The 19,312-nt window shown below is 53.1% G+C and carries 18 protein-coding genes and 2 pseudogenes; 9 read left to right on the top strand and 11 right to left on the bottom strand.

Translation table 11 applies throughout. The features are described from left to right. Positions 1–33: 33 nt before the first annotated feature. From lpxC to mutT, 4 genes are all read left to right on the top strand, one after another. Positions 34–951 (top strand): UDP-3-O-acyl-N-acetylglucosamine deacetylase, encoded by a 918-nt coding sequence (gene lpxC / locus ACFK9X_RS05090; protein WP_000595487.1) that lies wholly within the window; start codon positions 34–36, stop codon positions 949–951. Positions 952–1,229: 278 nt separating this feature from the next. Beyond that, positions 1,230–1,727 carry a secA translation cis-regulator SecM gene (secM, locus tag ACFK9X_RS05095; protein WP_000014336.1) on the top strand — a complete coding sequence of 166 codons (498 nt, stop codon included), beginning with the start codon at positions 1,230–1,232 and terminating at the stop codon, positions 1,725–1,727. 61 nt (positions 1,728–1,788) lie between these two features. Next, a complete protein-coding gene (secA, locus tag ACFK9X_RS05100; RefSeq protein ID WP_000905756.1) occupies positions 1,789–4,494 on the top strand; it encodes a preprotein translocase subunit SecA in 2,706 nt (901 codons plus the stop codon). Between the two features lie 155 nt (positions 4,495–4,649). After that, positions 4,650–5,045 (top strand): 8-oxo-dGTP diphosphatase MutT, encoded by a 396-nt coding sequence (gene mutT / locus ACFK9X_RS05105; protein ID WP_000736058.1) that lies wholly within the window; start codon positions 4,650–4,652, stop codon positions 5,043–5,045. Between the two features lie 33 nt (positions 5,046–5,078). Here mutT and ACFK9X_RS05110 read toward each other — a convergent pair. Beyond that, positions 5,079–5,231, bottom strand: a pseudogene (locus ACFK9X_RS05110) (aldo/keto reductase); the annotation flags it as partial. Between the two features lie 28 nt (positions 5,232–5,259). On the opposite strand from ACFK9X_RS05110, the pseudogene ACFK9X_RS05115 reads away from it, so the two are divergent. Then, positions 5,260–5,370, top strand: a pseudogene (locus ACFK9X_RS05115) (LysR family transcriptional regulator); the annotation flags it as partial. On the opposite strand, the gene yacG reads toward ACFK9X_RS05115, so the two are convergent. Genes yacG through coaE form a run of 3 tightly spaced genes read right to left on the bottom strand, consistent with a single transcriptional unit; the run spans position 5,367 to position 6,931 of the window. Further along, positions 5,367–5,558 carry a DNA gyrase inhibitor YacG gene (gene yacG, locus ACFK9X_RS05120; RefSeq protein WP_001286419.1) on the bottom strand — a complete coding sequence of 64 codons (192 nt, stop codon included), beginning with the start codon at positions 5,556–5,558 and terminating at the stop codon, positions 5,367–5,369. The pseudogene ACFK9X_RS05115 and the gene yacG sit on opposite strands and share 4 nt — an antisense overlap. Positions 5,559–5,567: 9 nt before the next feature. Continuing rightward, a complete protein-coding gene (zapD, locus tag ACFK9X_RS05125) occupies positions 5,568–6,311 on the bottom strand; it encodes a cell division protein ZapD (protein ID WP_023200602.1) in 744 nt (247 codons plus the stop codon). Next, entirely contained in the window at positions 6,311–6,931 is a 621-nt protein-coding gene (gene coaE, locus ACFK9X_RS05130) for a dephospho-CoA kinase (RefSeq protein WP_151115753.1), read from the bottom strand. Before coaE ends, zapD begins: the two co-directional genes overlap by 1 nt. A gap of 225 nt (positions 6,932–7,156) precedes the next feature. On the opposite strand from coaE, the gene ACFK9X_RS05135 reads away from it, so the two are divergent. Further along, on the top strand, positions 7,157–8,200 hold the full coding sequence (locus ACFK9X_RS05135) for a GMP reductase (protein ID WP_001217365.1): 1,044 nt from the start codon (positions 7,157–7,159) through the stop codon (positions 8,198–8,200). Between the two features lie 30 nt (positions 8,201–8,230). On the opposite strand, the gene hofC is transcribed toward ACFK9X_RS05135, so the two are convergent. From hofC to nadC, 4 genes are all read right to left on the bottom strand, one after another. After that, on the bottom strand, positions 8,231–9,433 hold the full coding sequence (gene hofC, locus ACFK9X_RS05140; RefSeq protein WP_023200600.1) for a protein transport protein HofC: 1,203 nt from the start codon (positions 9,431–9,433) through the stop codon (positions 8,231–8,233). Beyond that, positions 9,423–10,808, bottom strand: coding sequence for a type II secretion system protein GspE (gene gspE, locus ACFK9X_RS05145; RefSeq protein ID WP_023239709.1), 1,386 nt, complete (start codon positions 10,806–10,808; stop codon positions 9,423–9,425). Before gspE ends, hofC begins: the two co-directional genes overlap by 11 nt. Before the next feature lie 9 nt (positions 10,809–10,817). Beyond that, positions 10,818–11,255, bottom strand: coding sequence for a prepilin peptidase-dependent pilin (ppdD, locus tag ACFK9X_RS05150; protein ID WP_151115755.1), 438 nt, complete (start codon positions 11,253–11,255; stop codon positions 10,818–10,820). 221 nt (positions 11,256–11,476) lie between these two features. After that, entirely contained in the window at positions 11,477–12,370 is an 894-nt protein-coding gene (gene nadC / locus ACFK9X_RS05155; protein ID WP_001135135.1) for a carboxylating nicotinate-nucleotide diphosphorylase, read from the bottom strand. A gap of 87 nt (positions 12,371–12,457) precedes the next feature. Here nadC and ampD point away from each other — a divergent pair, with 87 nt between their 5' ends. Beyond that, complete coding sequence (gene ampD, locus ACFK9X_RS05160; RefSeq protein ID WP_151115757.1) at positions 12,458–13,021, top strand: 1,6-anhydro-N-acetylmuramyl-L-alanine amidase AmpD; 564 nt, start codon at positions 12,458–12,460, stop codon at positions 13,019–13,021. Then, on the top strand, positions 13,018–13,872 hold the full coding sequence (gene ampE, locus ACFK9X_RS05165; protein WP_000172039.1) for a beta-lactamase regulator AmpE: 855 nt from the start codon (positions 13,018–13,020) through the stop codon (positions 13,870–13,872). The genes ampD and ampE overlap by 4 nt, the downstream gene beginning before the upstream one ends. Before the next feature lie 91 nt (positions 13,873–13,963). Here ampE and ACFK9X_RS05170 read toward each other — a convergent pair whose 3' ends face one another. The 3 genes from ACFK9X_RS05170 to aroP all read right to left on the bottom strand — a co-directional run bounded on the left by ACFK9X_RS05170 (position 13,964) and on the right by aroP (position 17,857). Then, positions 13,964–14,914, bottom strand: coding sequence for a family 43 glycosylhydrolase (locus ACFK9X_RS05170; RefSeq protein WP_000024778.1), 951 nt, complete (start codon positions 14,912–14,914; stop codon positions 13,964–13,966). Continuing rightward, positions 14,914–16,320, bottom strand: a complete 1,407-nt coding sequence (locus tag ACFK9X_RS05175) for a glycoside-pentoside-hexuronide (GPH):cation symporter (protein WP_000357540.1) — start codon at positions 16,318–16,320, stop codon at positions 14,914–14,916. The genes ACFK9X_RS05170 and ACFK9X_RS05175 overlap by 1 nt, the downstream gene beginning before the upstream one ends. Positions 16,321–16,483: 163 nt before the next feature. Then, entirely contained in the window at positions 16,484–17,857 is a 1,374-nt protein-coding gene (gene aroP / locus ACFK9X_RS05180) for an aromatic amino acid transporter AroP (protein ID WP_161126852.1), read from the bottom strand. Between the two features lie 562 nt (positions 17,858–18,419). On the opposite strand from aroP, the gene pdhR reads away from it, so the two are divergent. After that, positions 18,420–19,184, top strand: coding sequence for a pyruvate dehydrogenase complex transcriptional repressor PdhR (gene pdhR, locus ACFK9X_RS05185; protein ID WP_000331771.1), 765 nt, complete (start codon positions 18,420–18,422; stop codon positions 19,182–19,184). The last annotated feature ends 128 nt before the right edge of the window (positions 19,185–19,312 follow it).

Raw genomic sequence — 19,312 nt, forward strand, 5'->3', positions numbered from 1 at the left:
TCGGTTGGATAGGTAATTTGGCGAGATTATACGATGATCAAACAAAGGACACTTAAACGTATCGTTCAGGCGACTGGCGTCGGTTTACACACCGGCAAAAAAGTCACCCTGACATTACGCCCTGCGCCGGCCAATACCGGGGTCATCTATCGTCGCACCGACTTGAATCCACCGGTAGATTTCCCGGCCGATGCCAAATCTGTGCGTGATACCATGCTCTGTACGTGTCTGGTGAATGAGCATGATGTACGGATTTCAACCGTTGAGCACCTGAACGCTGCTCTGGCGGGCTTAGGTATCGATAACATCGTTATTGAGGTTAATGCCCCGGAAATCCCGATCATGGATGGCAGTGCCGCTCCGTTTGTCTACCTGCTGCTTGACGCCGGTATTGATGAACTGAACTGCGCCAAAAAATTCGTACGCATCAAAGAGACTGTTCGGGTTGAAGATGGCGATAAATGGGCTGAATTCAGACCGTACAATGGTTTTACGTTGGATTTCACCATCGACTTTAACCATCCGGCGATCGATTCCAGCAGCCAGCGCTACGCGATGAACTTCTCTGCGGATGCGTTCATGCGCCAGATCAGCCGTGCGCGTACCTTCGGTTTTATGCGTGATATCGAATATCTGCAGTCCCGCGGCCTGTGCCTGGGCGGCAGCTTCGATTGTGCCATCGTTGTTGACGATTATCGCGTATTGAACGAAGACGGCCTGCGTTTTGAAGATGAATTCGTTCGTCACAAAATGCTTGACGCGATCGGTGACTTGTTCATGTGTGGTCACAATATTATTGGTGCGTTTACCGCGTATAAATCCGGTCACGCATTGAATAATAAATTGTTACAGGCAGTCCTGGCAAAACAGGAAGCCTGGGAATTTGTGACCTTCCAGGACGACGCAGAACTGCCGTTGGCTTTCAAAGCGCCTTCGACGGTACTGGCATAACGACATACGCTGTCGTATAAAATTCGACTGGTTAACCTGGCACTCTCTCCGGCCAGGCGAGCCAGTCGTTTTTTTTACTATCCTTTATCTGCGCTTTCCTTAATACAGCCATTTTGACAGGGTTAAATGGAAACACGGCGCGTTCGCTGTTTTCTTAGCCGATTTTCACCTTAGCTTCTCGTCATTACTGCTGTAGCGCGTACGCTTTAATGATAAGATTTGTGCGCAAATTGTTTTGATTCCGTAAGCCCATGAGGGGCATATCAGGTGGCAATGACGTGAGTGGAATACTGACGCGCTGGCGACAGTTAGGCAGACGATACTTCTGGCCGCATCTCTTATTAGGGATGGTCGCGGCGAGTTTTGGTTTGCCCGCGCTCAGTAACGCCGCTGAAACCAATACGCCTGCAAGGACGACCGCCAGCACCGCGTCTAAAGTTAACTTTAGCCATCTTGCGCTGTTAGAAGCCTCTAACCGTCGTCCCAATTTCACCGTAGATTACTGGCATCAGCACGCTATTCGCACGGTGATTCGCCACCTTTCTTTTGCAATGGCGCCGCAAACGCTGCCCGTCGCCGACGCGCCGTCGCCATTACAGGCGCATCATATCGCCTTACTGAATACGCTCAGCGCGATGCTCACGCAGGAGGGCACGCCGCCGGCGATTGTTCGCCGCCTCTCCCTGGCGTATTTTGCGCCACAAACCGCATTTAGCATCCCGGCCTGGATAAGTCAGGCGCAGGGTATCCGCGCCGGTCCGCAACGTCTCAGCTAACGAAAAAAGACCCTTTTACTTTATTTGTAGCTCCGCGGCGCGGGGCATTTGAGACTTTATTATGCTAATCAAATTATTAACCAAAGTATTCGGTAGCCGTAACGATCGTACGCTGCGTCGTATGCGTAAGGCCGTCAGCCTTATTAATGCGATGGAACCGGAGATGGAAAAACTCTCCGATGACGAACTGAAAGCGAAAACCAACGAATTTCGCGCCCGTATTGAAAAAGGCGAAAGCGTAGAGAGCCTGATTCCGGAAGCGTTCGCGGTGGTGCGTGAAGCCAGTAAACGCGTCTTTGGGATGCGTCACTTCGACGTTCAGCTATTGGGTGGTATGGTGCTCAACGATCGCTGTATCGCCGAAATGCGTACTGGTGAAGGTAAAACGCTGACCGCAACGCTGCCAGCCTACCTGAACGCGCTGTCCGGCAAAGGCGTTCATGTGGTGACCGTGAACGACTATCTGGCGCAGCGTGACGCCGAAAACAACCGTCCGCTATTTGAATTCCTCGGTATGTCCGTTGGTATCAACCTGCCAGGTATGCCTGCGCCAGCCAAACGTGAAGCTTACGCTGCCGACATCACTTACGGCACTAACAACGAATACGGTTTTGACTACCTGCGCGACAACATGGCGTTCAGCCCGGAAGAGCGCGTGCAGCGTAAACTGCATTATGCGCTGGTGGATGAGGTTGACTCCATCCTGATCGATGAAGCGCGTACGCCGCTGATTATTTCCGGCCCGGCGGAAGATAGCTCGGAAATGTACAAAAAAGTGAACAAAATCATTCCGCACCTGATTCGTCAGGAGAAAGAAGATTCTGACACTTTCCAGGGCGAAGGCCACTTCTCCGTTGATGAGAAAGCGCGCCAGGTTAACCTGACCGAACGCGGTCTGGTGCTGATTGAAGAGCTATTGGTGCAAGAAGGCATTATGGATGAAGGCGAGTCGCTCTACTCGCCTGGCAATATTATGCTGATGCATCACGTCACCGCCGCGCTGCGCGCGCACGCGCTGTTTACCCGTGACGTGGATTACATTGTGAAAGACGGCGAAGTCATCATTGTTGATGAACATACCGGTCGTACCATGCAGGGGCGTCGCTGGTCTGACGGTCTGCACCAGGCGGTAGAAGCGAAAGAAGGCGTTGAAATTCAGAATGAAAACCAGACGCTGGCGTCTATTACCTTCCAGAACTACTTCCGTCTGTATGAAAAGCTGGCCGGTATGACCGGTACGGCGGATACTGAAGCCTTCGAATTTAGCTCTATCTATAAGCTGGACACCGTCGTTGTTCCGACCAACCGTCCGATGATCCGTAAAGATTTGCCGGATCTGGTCTACATGACCGAAGCGGAAAAAATCCAGGCCATTATCGAAGATATTAAAGAACGTACCGCGAACGGTCAGCCAGTGCTGGTCGGGACGATTTCTATCGAGAAATCTGAAGTGGTCTCCAGAGAGCTGACCAAAGCGGGCATCAAACATAACGTACTGAACGCAAAATTCCACGCCAACGAAGCAGGCATCGTTGCGCAGGCTGGTTATCCAGCGGCGGTCACTATCGCTACCAACATGGCGGGTCGTGGTACCGATATTATGCTGGGCGGTAGCTGGCAGGCGGAAGTCGCCGCGCTGGAAGCGCCGACGGAAGAACAGATTGCGCAGATTAAAGCGGACTGGCAGGTACGCCATGACGCGGTTCTGGCTGCCGGCGGTCTGCATATCATTGGCACCGAGCGCCATGAATCCCGCCGTATCGACAACCAGCTGCGTGGCCGTTCCGGTCGCCAGGGCGATCCGGGTTCTTCCCGTTTCTACCTGTCGATGGAAGATGCGCTGATGCGTATTTTTGCCTCCGATCGTGTCTCCGGTATGATGCGTAAACTGGGAATGAAGCCGGGCGAAGCGATTGAGCACCCGTGGGTGACGAAAGCTATCGCTAACGCGCAGCGTAAAGTAGAAAGCCGTAACTTCGATATTCGTAAGCAACTGCTGGAATATGATGATGTGGCGAACGATCAGCGCCGTGCAATTTATACCCAGCGTAACGAACTGCTGGATGTGTCTGACGTGAGCGACACCATTAACAGCATTCGCGAAGATGTCTTTAAGGCGACTATCGACGCCTACATTCCGCCGCAGTCGCTGGAAGAGATGTGGGACATCCCGGGTTTGCAGGAACGCCTGAAAAACGACTTCGACCTGGAGATGCCGATTGCCGAATGGCTGGATAAAGAGCCGGAGCTGCATGAGGAGACGCTGCGTGAGCGCATCCTGGCGCAGTCCATCGAGGTGTATCAGCGTAAAGAAGAGGTGGTTGGCGCTGAAATGATGCGTCATTTCGAAAAAGGCGTGATGCTGCAAACGCTCGATTCCCTGTGGAAAGAGCATCTGGCGGCGATGGATTACCTGCGTCAGGGTATTCATCTGCGCGGCTATGCGCAAAAAGATCCGAAGCAGGAATACAAGCGCGAATCCTTCGCTATGTTCGCCGCAATGCTGGAATCGCTGAAATATGAAGTGATCAGTACCCTGAGCAAAGTCCAGGTACGTATGCCGGAAGAGGTCGAAGCGATGGAAATGCAGCGTCGCGAAGAGGCGGAGCGCCTGGCGCAGATGCAGCAGCTAAGCCATCAGGATGACGATGCCGCCGTGGCTGCCGATCTGGCCGCCCAAACAGGCGAACGTAAGATTGGACGTAACGATCCTTGCCCTTGCGGTTCCGGTAAGAAATACAAACAGTGTCACGGTCGCCTGAGCTAATGCGATAAACTTACCGGCCTGATAAGACATAATGTGTTGCCATCAGGTCGGTCGGTGCTGGCATTATTGCCGAAGGGCGCTACGCTTATTCGGCCTGGCATTGAACACAGATAAAAAGGCGCAGGCGACTGCGCCTTTTTTATGGATGCAACAAGATGAAAAAACTGCAAATCGCGGTTGGGATTATCCGCAACCCGAACGACGAAATTTTTATTACCCGACGCGCCGCTGATGCGCATATGGCGAACAAGCTGGAATTTCCCGGCGGAAAAATTGAAGCCGACGAAACACCAGAGCAGGCGTTGATCCGGGAGCTACAGGAAGAGGTGGGGATTACGCCAACACAGGTGACATTATTCGACACTCTGGAATATCAATTCCCGGATAGACACATTACGCTGTGGTTTTGGCTGGTTGAACGCTGGGAGGGCGAACCGTGGGGGAAAGAAGGACAGCCGGGACGGTGGATCGCGCAAAACGCGTTGAATACGGACGATTTTCCGCCGGCCAATGAACCGATTATTCGTAAATTACGCCAATTTGCGCCTTAGTGGGGGATCGCAACACGATCCCCATCGATCTTATTAGCGATTTAATGTCGACATAATTTCCGGCCAGTAGCGGGGGCCGGCCGCGGCGTCGTGAGGAAAAACCGCCTCAATTGCCGCCAGCTCCTGCGGGCTTAGGGTCAGTGATAACGCGCCGAGGTTTTCATCCACCCTGGCGCAGTGGCGGCTACGTTTCTGTTATAGCCTAATCTCGCCGGTTTATTTGTATTATCCCGGCCGCGCGCATATGGCGCCAAAACTACGCGTATTTATTGATTATTTTTGTCATAAGGCGATATTGCCGTCTCAACAGAGCCATCACTGTTAGCGCTCTTCGCTCCAGTCGTCGCTATCAGACTGGTCGCCGCTGCTGGCGATTCGTTTCTCTTCGGCGGCCCATTCGCCCAAATCAATTAACTGACAGCGTTTAGAACAAAATGGGCGGAAGGGGCTAATTTCCCCCCAGACGACCGGTTTACCGCAGGTCGGACAGTTTACGACGGTCACGTCAGACATTTTTACTCCTTAGCAACAGGCCAGTTCAAAATCAAGACGCTCCGGCACCAGACCATTTTCACTATCCAGCGGCATAAAGCGAATGGCAAAACGGCTCTTATGGCCGGAAATTTGCGGATAAAGTTGTGAATCGAGCGTCAGCATAAGACGCAGCAAATCGGCGTCGTCCCCGTTATCCTGATAAAAACCGTTCAGGCTGGTTTGCTTACGGAAAGGTGCTGAATTACGGATCAGATCAAGCACCAGCGTCAGCGCCTGGGTGAGGGGATTCAGGCTGGCAAGCCAGCTTTCAATCTGGGCGTCGCGCTGCGCCTGTTGTAGGTGCAACCAGATATGCAGAGTGGGTAAATCGAAACTGCAACAGCCGCCAGGAATACTTAAGCGTTGACGCACAAGGGCAATCAAGCGATCTTCGCGTAGCTGCTGGCCAATCCTCGGGGCGGAGATCAGCACGCTGCCCGCGGATTTTAACTGCTGGCGCAGGGCTTCAATACGGTCTTGATCGACGCCGGGAACCTCAACCCAGGCCTGTAATTTACGCTGCTGGCGCTCCAGTTCTTTCAGCAGTTCGGTACGGACTTCGCCCCGTTCGAACACATCCAGTAGATCGCTGATGTTACGGAAAAAATGCAGTGCGCCAGCATGGTCTGCAATTGGCAGGTTTATGGCGAGCTGTTGGATCAAAAACTCTATGCGCAGCCACGTACGCATCTTCTCATTGAGAGGGTGTTCAAATAGGACCTGGGTGTGCATTACGGTTTTTCCTGTGAGACAAACTGCGACGCGAGTTTAAGATAACTGGCGTGCAGGCGGGCCACATCTGATACGATAGCATCCGGTGCGCCGTTATTATCAATAACATCGTCCGCCACGGCAAGGCGCGCTTCACGCGTCGCCTGCGCAGCGAGAATGTGTTCAACATGCTCGCGCGTAACATCATCACGCTGCATTGTGCGTATGAGCTGCGTTTCGGGCGTCACGTCAACCACCAGTACGCGGTTGGCTTTTTGATACAGCCTGTTTTCAACCAGCAGAGGCACAACCCATAACACATAGGGCGACGTAGCCTGTTGAAACTGTCGTTGGGTTTCCTGCTGAATTAAGGGATGAAGCAGAGCGTTAAGCCAGGCTTTTTCTTCCGGATGCGAAAAAATACGCTCACGCAGCGCCCGGCGACGTAACGTGCCGTCGGCGGCGATAAGTTCAGAACCAAAATGTTCCGCTATTGCGTTCAGGGCGGGCTGCCCTGGCTCAACCATCTGGCGCGCGATAATATCCGCGTCGATGACGGTTATTCCGAGGTCAGTGAAGGCATCAGCGACGGTACTTTTACCGCTGCCAATACCGCCGGTTAAGGCTACGGTATACCTCATATCTCCAGCTTCCGGAATTTTAGTTTGACAATCAAAAGGTTAAATTTTAAACATACAAAGACGATGCGCTCTGAGCATTAACCTACTATTCGCCAGGTAAATTTATGGGATTGTAACGTAAAAAAAGAGAATTTCGCAGTCTTGTACGGCCATGATTAGTGCGTATGATAGCGTCACTGGAGTTGTGAGTTTCGATTTTTCGCCATTAACCCCAGGAATCCGCACATGCGTATTGAAGAAGATCTGAAGTTAGGTTTCAAAGACGTTCTTATCCGTCCTAAACGTTCTACCCTCAAAAGCCGTTCCGATGTCGAACTGGAACGTCAATTCACCTTTAAACACTCAGGTCAGACCTGGTCTGGCGTACCGATTATTGCGGCCAATATGGATACCGTCGGGACGTTTGAAATGGCGCAAGCATTGGCCGGGTTTGATATTCTGACTGCTGTACATAAACATTATACCGTTGAAGAGTGGGCAGCTTTTATCAACACGGCTTCGGCTGATGTTCTCAAGCATGTGATGGTTTCCACCGGGACCTCTGATGCTGATTTCGAAAAAACCGTGCAGATTCTGGCGCTGAATCCTGCGCTGAACTTTGTCTGTATTGATGTGGCCAATGGCTATTCAGAACATTTTGTGCAGTTCGTCGCGAAAGCACGTGAAGCATGGCCGACAAAAACAATCTGCGCAGGCAATGTGGTAACGGGCGAGATGTGCGAAGAGCTTATCCTCTCCGGCGCCGATATCGTGAAAGTGGGAATTGGTCCCGGCTCCGTATGCACGACGCGTGTAAAAACCGGCGTTGGTTATCCGCAACTGTCGGCGGTTATCGAATGTGCTGACGCGGCGCATGGCCTGGGCGGTATGATCGTCAGCGATGGCGGCTGCACCATGCCAGGCGACGTAGCAAAAGCCTTTGGCGGCGGCGCGGATTTCGTTATGTTGGGCGGCATGCTGGCGGGGCACGAAGAGAGCGGCGGCAGCGTGGTAGAAGAGAACGGCGAGAAATTTATGCTGTTCTACGGCATGAGTTCGGAATCTGCGATGAACCGTCATGTCGGCGGCGTTGCGAAATACCGCGCGGCAGAAGGTAAAACGGTTAAATTGCCGCTGCGTGGGCCGGTGGGCAATACCGCCCGCGATATCCTGGGCGGTCTACGCTCAGCCTGCACTTATGTCGGCGCGTCTCGCCTGAAAGAGTTGACCAAACGCACCACCTTTATTCGGGTGCAGGAACAAGAAAACCGCATTTTCAATAGCCTCTAATATTCTGGCTGGCGTAAATGTGCGCCAGCCTTATCCCATCCCGCTCATCGCGTCTCCCAGATGAAAAATCGGCAAATACATCGCCACCACCAGCGTACCGATAATTAAGCCGGTGATGATCAATAACGCCGGTTCCAACAGCGACGCCAGATTATCGGCCAGCGCCAGCGTAGTTTCACTGTGGTGACGGGCAAGGTTATGCAGCATGATATCGAGTGAACCGGACGCTTCGCCCGTTCTGACCAGTTGCAGGCATAGCGGACTAAATTCCTGGGTATTTTTTAGCGCCAACCAGACCGGATTGCCTGCGGCGATCTCCTGATGTACCTGCGTTAAACGCTGTGACCAGTAAGGGCAGCCGAGACTCTCGATAGCGCTTTCCAGTCCCTGAAGAAAAGGAATGCCTGCGCTTTGGGTCAATGCCAGTACGGTGAATATTTGCGCTAGTTTCTGGCCTCTTATCAGGCGACCCATAACGGGAAGCCGTAGCAGAAGACGCTGCCGCTGCGCTTGCCAGGACGGTTTTTGTTTTACCCTGCGGTGAGCGATAGCAACGAGCATCGTCAGGAACAAGATGAGCCAACCCCATGCCGCCCCCCATTGCGCTATCGCGATAATACCGCGCGTCAGAAGAGGGAGCGGGGTATTGAAGCTACGGTAAATGGCGGCAAATTCCGGCAGAACAAAGTGCAGCATGGCGAAAACGACCAGAGCGGCCATTGCCAGAATAATGACGGGATAGCGTAGCGCCTTTTTTACGCTAACCGTAATCTGCCGTTGCGCTTTTTGCTGACGGGCCAGTTCAAAGCAGCATTCGGCCAGTTTGCCGGTCAGTTCTCCGGTGCGGATCATCGTCTGGTAGAGCGGCGGAAATACCTGCGGCCAGGAGACTAATGCGCTGGAAAAAGGGACGCCCTGTTCAAGCTCGTGAGCCAGCGTGCGCAACAGCGCTTGCCATTGTCGGTGTGGATGCTGTTTCGCAAGGAGTTCCAGCCCTTCAGAAAGCGTCAGCCCGGCATGAATGAGCGTGGCCAACTGATGAATAATTTCAGCGCTTTGCTCTTCTTTCCACAGTGCGGCGTTAACGCCCATGCGCTTGATGCGAAGCGGCATAATGCGCTGATGTTGCAGGGTGATGATCAGCGCCAGACGATTGTCCGCCCATACAACGTCTTGTTCCAGTTGACCTTTATCGTTAACGCCTTGCCAGCGCCAGAGCTGTTTAACGCTCATGGGGCATTCCCAGAACGCGCAGTATCTCTTCAAAGGACGTCATGCCTTGTTCAACGGCGCGACAGCCATTTTCAAAAAGCGTCCCTGTACCGGTCTGTTGGAGGTGGGCTTCCAGTGCTTGCGCCGATGCGCCGCTCGCAATTAACTGACGTAATGCCGGGGTAACGGTTAACACTTCGAATAACGCGGTTCGGCCATAAAAGCCGTGGTAGCAATGCTGACAGCCGCTTGCCTGCCAGCGCGGTAGCGCGCTGGGCCAAAGATTGGGCGATAGCACTACGGGATCGTTCAGGCGCTGTTTGCAGTGCGGGCAAAGCTTCCTTACCAGGCGTTGCGCTACCACCAGCGTAAGCGCCGATGAGATCATCCAGCGTGCTACGCCCATTTGCTGCAAACGTATCAGGGTTTCGCTGGTGGAGTTCGTATGTAGCGTTGAAAGTACCAGATGGCCCGTTTGTGCCGCCTTAATGGCGATTTCTGCGGTGTCGCCGTCACGAATTTCACCTACCATGATGATGTCAGGGTCCTGGCGTAAAAGCGCGCGCAGCACATTTTGAAAGGTGAGCCCGGCGCGGGGATGGATCTGCGTCTGGTTAATCCCATCCAGTGGAATTTCTATCGGATCCTCAACGCTACAGAGGTTGATACCCGGCGTATTCCGGGTTTGTAGCGCGCTGTATAGCGTGACCGTTTTTCCGCTACCGGTGGGGCCAGTCACCAGTACCAGCCCCTGAGGTTGCTGTAGGGCTTGTCTAAAAGCGGTAAGTTGTGCCCCGGACATGCCCAGCGTGTCCAGATCCAGCGTTTGTTCAACCTGATGCAACAACCGTAAGACGACTTTTTCGCCTTCTTTACAGGGAAGCGTGGCGATACGAAAAGAGATGCTGTCGCCCGTCAGGTCAACGGTAAATTGCCCGTCCTGCGGCAGCCGATGTTCAGCGATGTCCAAATTTCCCAGGACTTTCAATCTGGCCGTCAGCGCAAGCCCCGTCTCTTTGGCGATGTCCTGCAGAATATGAAGAACGCCGTCGATGCGGAGTCTTATTCGGTAGCGGCTGGCGCCTGGTTCGAGATGGATATCAGAGGCGCGTTTCGCCATCGCCGAGCGTAATGTCTGATTGAGAAGCTGGGCCGCGGTTTCTCCACCTTTCGCGGCGTTTGTCGAGGGAGCCTGATCCGGCTTATGCCGATGATTTTCCATTTGCTGGCGAGTCCAGCACACAATATCAATCTGTTTTTGCGTGGCGAAATGCAGAGCGTCCAGTAACGCATGAGAGGGCGCGTCGACCACCGCAACAGTGATACTGTTGCTGGCGCTATTGATCAGTACAGCCTGATGACGTTGACACAAGGTGTTGAGCTGAGCGTCTTTCATCTTGTCTCCTTAGTTGGCGTCAAAACGGAAGACATCTTCACAAGCCTGTTGTAACGCGCTGTCGCTTTGAATATTGCAGTTACGCGTCCAGCCAGTAATGCCGTTAGCATTGTCCCAGGCGGGCGTCATGATGACGCTAAGCCCGCTCAGACTCTCCTGGCCGGTAAGCGTGATGACGCCTTTTTCCACGCTCATGCCCGAAACATAACGGGTGATGACGGGCGAGGGGATACCGTTGACGCCCGCATCGCATGTGCTCGTCCCACCATGTTCCAGAGCGCAGAGTTCGACGGCAGTACGGTAGGGGACAAACGTTTGCAACATATCCATCAGCGCCGCTTTACGCAGATAGTTCTGGTAAGCCGGAATGCCAATGGCGCTTAAAATGGCGATGATGCCAATAACGACCATCAGTTCGATAAGCGTGAAACCGCGTTGTTTTTCCATTGTTCGCTCCTTGAGTTAGCTGGCGCTACTGTGGCAAACGCGGGAAGAGCGGGCGAGCGGCAAAAGGTAAAACGGGAAGGCGGATTCTGAAGATTTTCGCTGCGTTACATGACACGGCAACGTTATTGCGAGGCGCTACGAATATTTTACCGAATAATGACGCGGATCTACGGACAGGTGATTTATAGACCCGACGGCGCAGCGCCATCGGGTGGAGAGGATCAGCAAAAACGCATGGAGAGATCGAGCGCGCGCACATGCTTGGTCAGCGCGCCAACGGAGATGAAATCCACCCCGGTTTCAGCAAATTCGCGTAAGGTTTCCGCGGTGACGTTGCCGGATACTTCCAGCCGCGCCTGGCCGTTGACGCGTTTCACCGCCTCGCGCATCTGGTCGGTGTTGAAATTATCCAGCATGATAATATCCGCGCCTGCTTTCAGCGCATCGTCCAGTTCATCCAGATTTTCGACCTCGACTTCTACCGGCACGTCCGGATGTAGCCAGAACGCTTTTTCCACCGCCTGACGAACCGAACCGGAGGCGATAATATGGTTTTCTTTAATCAGGAACGCGTCAGTGAGGCCCAGACGATGATTGGCGCCGCCGCCGCATAAAACCGCATATTTGAGCGCGGTGCGCAGACCCGGCAGCGTTTTACGCGTGTCGAGCAACTGGGTTTGGGTGCCAGCCAACAGTCCAACGTAGCGGCGTACTTCACTGGCGACGCCGGAAAGGGTCTGGACAAAGTTTAGCGCCGTGCGCTCGCCGGTCAGCAATACGCGAGCCGGGCCGTTCAGTTCAAACACTGTTTGGTTGGCGTGAATGGCGTCGCCGTCATCGACATGCCAGGTGAGGCGCACATCATCGCCCGCCAGTTGGATGAAGACCTCTTCAACCCAGCGCTTGCCGCAGAAAACGCCGTCTTCACGAGTGATCACCGTGGCATGGGCTTGCGTATCTGCCGGCAAAAGTTGCGCGGTGATATCGTTGCCAGCATCGACTTCTCCACCTAAATCTTCACGCAGCGCCTGAGCAACGGCGGCAGGGATATCGAGATTAATGCGTTCCAGTAGCGCGTCACGTCGGTCGTCTGGGTTATAACGGCGAGGCGGCATGATAAAACTCCAAATTGCTAACGAATCATAAGGTAGAAACATGCTACTCTGAAGCAGCTATAAGCACCACTCAAAAGGAGACTCCGCATGTTGCCAGATAAGGGTTGGTTGGTAGAGGCGCGACGCGTCCCTTCTCCGCATTATGATTGCCGTCCGGATGACGAAAAACCGTCCTTGCTGGTGGTGCATAATATTAGCCTGCCCCCCGGCGAGTTTGGCGGTCCGTGGATCGATGCATTATTCACCGGAACGATAGATCCAGACGCCCATCCTTTTTTTGCAGAAATCGCTCATCTTCGTGTTTCGGCCCATTGTCTGATTCGTCGCGACGGTGAAATCGTCCAGTATGTGCCTTTTGATAAGCGTGCGTGGCATGCGGGCGTGTCAAACTATCAGGGGCGGGAACGTTGTAATGATTTCTCCATTGGTATTGAGCTGGAGGGGAAGGATACGCTGGCTTATACCGATGCGCAGTATCAGCAGCTAGCCGCCGTGACGCGCACGCTTATCGCTAGCTATCCGGCGATCGCCGACAATATGACCGGACACTGCAACATTGCGCCTGACCGCAAAACGGACCCTGGCCCTGCCTTTGACTGGCCGCGCTTTCGCGCTTTGGTAGCCCTCTCGTCGCACAAGGAGATGACATGACGCTGTTTACGACATTACTGGTGCTGATTGTCGAGCGCCTGTTTAAGCTGGGCGAGCACTGGCAGCTCGATCATCGGCTGGAGGCGCTATTCCGTCGGATTACGCATTTTTCGATGTTGCGCACGATGGGAATGACGGCGATCGCGATGGTGGTGACTTTTCTACTGCTCCAGGCGTTAAAAGGGCTGCTATTTAACGTGCCGACGCTGGTGGTGTGGATTCTCCTGGGCGTGCTGTGTATCGGCGCGGGCAAAGTGCGAGTACATTATCACGCCTGGCTGAAAGCGGCGTCCCGTAACGATCCGCATCCTTGCGAGGCGATGGCCAGCGAGCTTACGCTGATTCACGGCGTGCCGCCGGATTGTAATGAGCGTGAATTTTTGCGTGAGCTGCAAAATGCGTTGTTATGGATAAATTTCCGTTTTTACCTCGCACCGCTATTTTGGTTTATCGTTGGCGGTCCATGGGGGCCGGTAACGCTGGTGGGCTATGCGTTTTTACGGGCCTGGCAGACCTGGCTGGCGCGCTATCAGACGCCGCACCAACGTTTGCAATCCGGCATTGACGCTATTCTTCATGTGCTGGACTGGATTCCGGTACGTCTGGCGGGCGTAGTGTATGCATTACTGGGGCATGGCGAGAAAGCGTTGCCGGCCTGGTTTGCCTCGCTGGCGGATCTGCATACTTCGCAGTATCAGGTGCTCACACGTCTGGCGCAGTTCTCACTGGCGCGTGAACCGCATACTGACAAAGTAGAAACCCCCAAAGCGGCGGTGTCGATGGCGAAGAAGGCCTCGTTTGTGGTGGTGGTGATTATTGCGTTGCTCACCATTTATGGGGCATTAGTGTAGCGTTGTGCCGATGGCGCTAACGCTTATGCTGCCTACAATGGAAAAATCTGTAGGCCCGGTAAGCGCTAGCGCCACCGGGCAGTGCAACGGCTTAGATCGTATCGGCTGGCGGCACGCCAAAATCAGGCATCCCGTTTTCGTCCCAGCGCACCCGTTTCAGACGCGTATGGCGGTTGGGATCGTACAACGGATCGCCTTCAATTTCGGTGTAATTTCTCGCGTGGTACACCAGTACATCTTCACCTTCCGGCGTTTGCGTAAAGCTGTTATGTCCCGGCCCATACTGGCGATTTTCATAGCTGGTGGTAAAGACCGGGCGCGGTGATTTATGCCAGTTGGCCGGATCGCGCGGATCGTCGTTTACGTTAATCCACAGTAATCCCATACAGTAGTTTTCATCGGTGGCGCTGGCCGAATAGCTGATAAACAGCTTGTCGCCATGCACCACGACGGCCGGACCTTCGTTAACCCAAAAACCCCGACACTCCCAGTCGTACTCTGGCTTACTGAGTCTTACCGGCTCGCCTTTAATCGTCCACGGATTTTCCAGTTCAGCCAGATAAATATTTGAGTTACCGGCAATATCCGGCGCTTTTTGCGCCCACAGATACCACTGCTTTCCCTGATGATAAAAAGTGGTGGCATCGAGGGCGAAGGTATCAAACGGTGTTTTAATTTGACCTTTCTCCGTCCACTTGCCGGTGAGTGGGTCGGCATCGGCGCACTCCAGGGCAAACATGCGATGCTGAAACATTCCCAGCTTATCAAGCGCTTGAGTATGGGTAGCGGCAAAATAGATGTACCACTTGCCGTTGATGCGGTGCATTTCCGGTGCCCAGATGAGCTGGCTCATCGGGCCGCTTTCCGGTTTACGCCAGACGACAACGGGGTCGGCGGCGCGCAACCCTTCCAGCGAATTAGCCCGGCGGATTTCCAGCCTGTCATATTCCGGTACGGAGGCAATAAAGTAGTAATCGCTGCCGTCGCGTAAAATAAACGGATCGGCACGTTGTTCAATAAACGGGTTTGGCCAGTTTGCCATCAGGCTTTCCTTACGCTTTCAGCGGCGTTGAGCTCCTGCAACTCACTCAATTCGCGGTAATTAGTGCGACGTTTTTCCAAATCGTCCTGGATTTTTTTCATCAGTTCACGGTCAACTTTCAGCAGACGTACCACGCCTGCGGTAATCAGATAGCCAACGCCGGGGATAACGGTAAACAACAGCATAATACCGTTCATCGCCGAGGCGCTTTGCGCTTTGGCGCTGGCGTCATAACCGTACCAGGAGAGCAAAAAGCCGACCATCGCCCCGGCAATCGCCAGGCCCAGTTTCAGGAAGAACAGATTACCGGAGAAGCTAATACCGGTAATGCGTTTGCCGGTTTTCCATTCGCCGTAATCATCGACGTCCGCCATCAGCGACCAGTGCAACGGGGAAGGGATCTGATGCAGAATATTGAGCAAGAAGTAGAGCGCCACTATCATCACGGTGGCTTTCGGGTCAAAGAAATAGAATGCGCAGGAGAAAATCGCCAGCGCGATATTGGTCCAGAAAAATACCTTCAATTTACACCAGCGATCGGTTAAGACTTTTGCCAGCATACTGCCGATCATCATACCGACCACGCCAAGACTAATAAAAAGCGTAGCGAAATGGGTGCTTTGTCCCATCACCCAGGTGACGTAATACATGGTCGCCGCCATACGGATAAACCCCGGGCAGACGTTACATAAGGTCAATAGCAGAATGCGTACCCATTGATCGTTTTTCCACACGTCTTTGAAATCATTCTTCATATCATCGTGCGTCGGAACGGCAGGGCGAACGCGTTCGCGGACGCTGGCAAAGCAGAACAGAAACATACCCATGCCGATAATCGCCAGCACGGTCATCGCCAACTGATAGCCTTTGGCTTTGTCGCCGCCGCCAAACCAGTCCACCATCGGCAATAGCGTTAACGATAGCAACAGCGTCGCGATGCCGACTAACACGAAGCGATAAGCCTGACAGGCCACGCGCTCTTTTGGATCGTTGGTGATCACGCCGCCCAGTGAGCAATAGGGAATATTGATGGCGGTGTAGGTCACGGAAAGCAGAAAATAGGTGACGAAAGCATAGACAACTTTGCTGTTATAGCCCCAGTCCGGCGTCGTGAACATCAGCACGCTGAACAGCGCGTAGGGAAATGCAATCCACAGTAGCCAGGGGCGGAAACGACCATATTTACTTTGGGTACGATCGGCAAGCGCGCCCATCACCGGATCGGTAACGGCATCGATAACGCGTACTGAAAGGAGTAAAACACCGACTAACGCCGGGGCAAGACCAAAAATATCCGTATAAAAATAATTAACAAACAGCATGATAGCGCCAAAAATAATGTTACATCCGGCGTCACCCATGCCATACCCGATTTTCTCTCTTACCGAAAGTCTGCCCTTATCCATTGAGACTTCTCCCCATCAGATGATGGCGGTAATTATTCGCCTGCGAGCTTTTTTTTGCGTAGCAGGATCATGCCGCTGATATGGATAAAATGGTTATACGTGGGAAACTGTGAGGCAGATAACACCCTCCCCGGACGGGGAGGGCGGAAAAGTAACGTCACGATCAGTGGGCTTTCACCGTTTTTGCCGTTTTTTCTTTACACAGATAGCCGACGCCCAGGATAAGCAGCCATACCGGAATCAGCCACACGGAGATCGCCATACCTGGCGTCATCAGCATAATGATCAATACCGCCGCCATAAACAGCAGGCAGAGAACGTTGCCGAACGGATAAAACAGGGCCGGGAAGCGGGTTTTCACGCCCTGCTGCTGTTTCGCGCGACGGAACATCATATGGGCAAGGCTAATCATCGCCCAGTTAATGACCAGCGCGGAGACCACCAGCGCCATCAGCAGTCCGAATGCGGACTCTGGGGCCAGGTAGTTGAGCAGCACGCACAACGCAGTCACGACGGCGGAAACCAAAATGGAGCTCACCGGCACGCCGCATTTGTCGACGTTCAGCAGCGCTTTCGGCGCATTTCCCTGCTGGGCCAGACCGAACAGCATACGGCTGTTGCAGTAAACGCAGCTGTTATAAACCGATAGCGCGGCGGTGAGAACCACGATATTCAGCGCATTGGCGACAAACGTATCGCCCAGCTCATGGAAGATAAGGACAAACGGGCTGGTATCGGCGGTGACGCGAGTCCATGGCAGCAGCGAAAGCAGAACCGCCAGCGAGCCGATATAAAAAATCAGGATGCGATAGATAACCTGATTGGTAGCTTTGGGAATGCTCTGTTCCGGGTTATCGGCTTCAGCGGCGGTGATCCCTACCAGCTCCAGTCCGCCGAACGAAAACATAATAATGGCCATCATCATCACCAGCCCGGTCCAGCCATGCGGCAGAAAGCCGCCCTGTTCCCACAGGTTGCGCACGGTGGCCTGCGGACCAGCGGTATCGCTGAAGAGTAACCACGCGCCGAACAGAATCATAGCGATGACGGCGATCACTTTAATAATGGCGAACCAAAACTCCATCTCACCGAACACTTTAACGTTGGTCAGGTTGATGGCGTTGATAATCACAAAGAAGGCTGCCGCAGAAGCCCAGGTGGGGATCTCCGGATACCAGAACTGGATATATTTACCCACTGCGGTCAGTTCCGCCATGGCAACTAATACGTACAGCACCCAGTAGTTCCAGCCGGAAGCGAATCCGGCAAAGCCGCCCCAGTATTTATAGGCGAAGTGGCTAAAAGAGCCGGCGACCGGTTCTTCAACCACCATCTCTCCCAGCTGGCGCATAATCAGAAAGGCAATAAAGCCTGCAATCGCATAGCCCAGGATAATTCCTGGCCCCGCCGACTGAATAACGGAGGCGCTTCCCAGGAACAAGCCTGTCCCTATCGCGCCGCCCAATGCGATAAGCTGAATATGGCGGTTTTTCAGGCCGCGCTTGAGCTGCTCGCCGTGCTGCTGACTGTCCATTATAAAACCTCGTGTATCGGGCGCGGTTTATTCATAACGCGCTTATTTTGAACGATGCAGTAGTGCGTGTGTAAGTTTGCAATTCCGCTTTTTGTATTGATTTATTTACAGATTCGTTTTTTTAAATGTCACTTCAACTCTTTCGTCTTGATCAGAATAATGGTATGTGGCCGCGAATGCACCTGCTTTGTGCAGGGGTGATGACGAGTTGCGTAAAAAGAAAGCACTTGTAAATACCTCCTTTTATTTTCCCTTACAGATGTTAATTTGTTTTTATTCATTATTTATGCATAAAAATGCATTTAATCTACTATTGAATCGGTTCAGATGAGATTTTTTATCGTTTCAAATACGTTAAATCTACCTCCAGGTGGGTAAATTTAACATTTGTGCACAGTTACAGTTTTGAAACATGATTTCTGTAAAATTGTTAAAATGTGCCTCCTTTACTGATTTCAATCAAAACCTGTATGGACAGAAGGTGAATACTTTGTTACTTTAGCGTCACAGACATGAAATTGGTAAGACCAATTGACTCCGGGCAAATGGCTTAAGACAGGAAATCATGGCCTACAGCAAAATCCGCCAACCAAAACTCTCCGATGTGATCGAGCAGCAGCTGGAGTTTTTAATCCTTGAGGGAACATTGCGTCCCGGAGAAAAACTCCCACCGGAACGTGAACTGGCAAAACAGTTCGACGTCTCCCGTCCCTCCTTGCGCGAGGCGATTCAACGTCTCGAAGCGAAGGGATTGTTGCTTCGTCGTCAGGGCGGCGGAACCTTCGTGCAGAGCAGCCTGTGGCAGAGCTTTAGCGACCCGCTGGTGGAACTGCTCTCCGATCACCCTGAATCCCAGTTTGACCTGCTCGAAACGCGCCATGCTCTGGAAGGCATTGCGGCTTATTACGCGGCGCTGCGCAGCACCGATGAAGATAAAGACCGTATTCGCGAGCTGCACCATGCTATTGAGCTGGCGCAAGAGTCCGGCGATCTGGATGCCGAGTCCGAAGCCGTGCTCCAGTATCAAATCGCCGTCACCGAAGCGGCGCACAACGTGGTATTGCTTCATCTGCTAAGGTGTATGGAGCCGATGCTGGCGCAAAACGTGCGGCAGAACTTCGAATTGCTGTATGCGCGTCGGGAGATGCTGCCGCTGGTGAGTACGCATCGCACCCGTATATTTGAAGCCATTATGGCCGGAAAACCAGAAGAAGCGCGTGAAGCGTCACACCGACATCTGGCGTTTATCGAAGAGATTATGCTGGACAGAAGCCGTGAGGAGAGCCGTCGTGAACGCGCTTTACGCCGCCTGGAACAGCGCAAGAATTAGTTTTTTCTGGCAGAACGTTAACCAGAAGATGTTGTGAATAACGCGCAAAAATGTGCGCGGCAACTAAACGCAGAACCTGTCTTATTAAGCTTTCTGACGAAAGTTTAATGGGACAGGTTCCAGATAAC

Source organism: Salmonella sp. WC3 (assembly GCF_042932255.1).
GTDB classification, from domain to species: Bacteria; Pseudomonadota; Gammaproteobacteria; order Enterobacterales; family Enterobacteriaceae; genus Salmonella; species Salmonella enterica.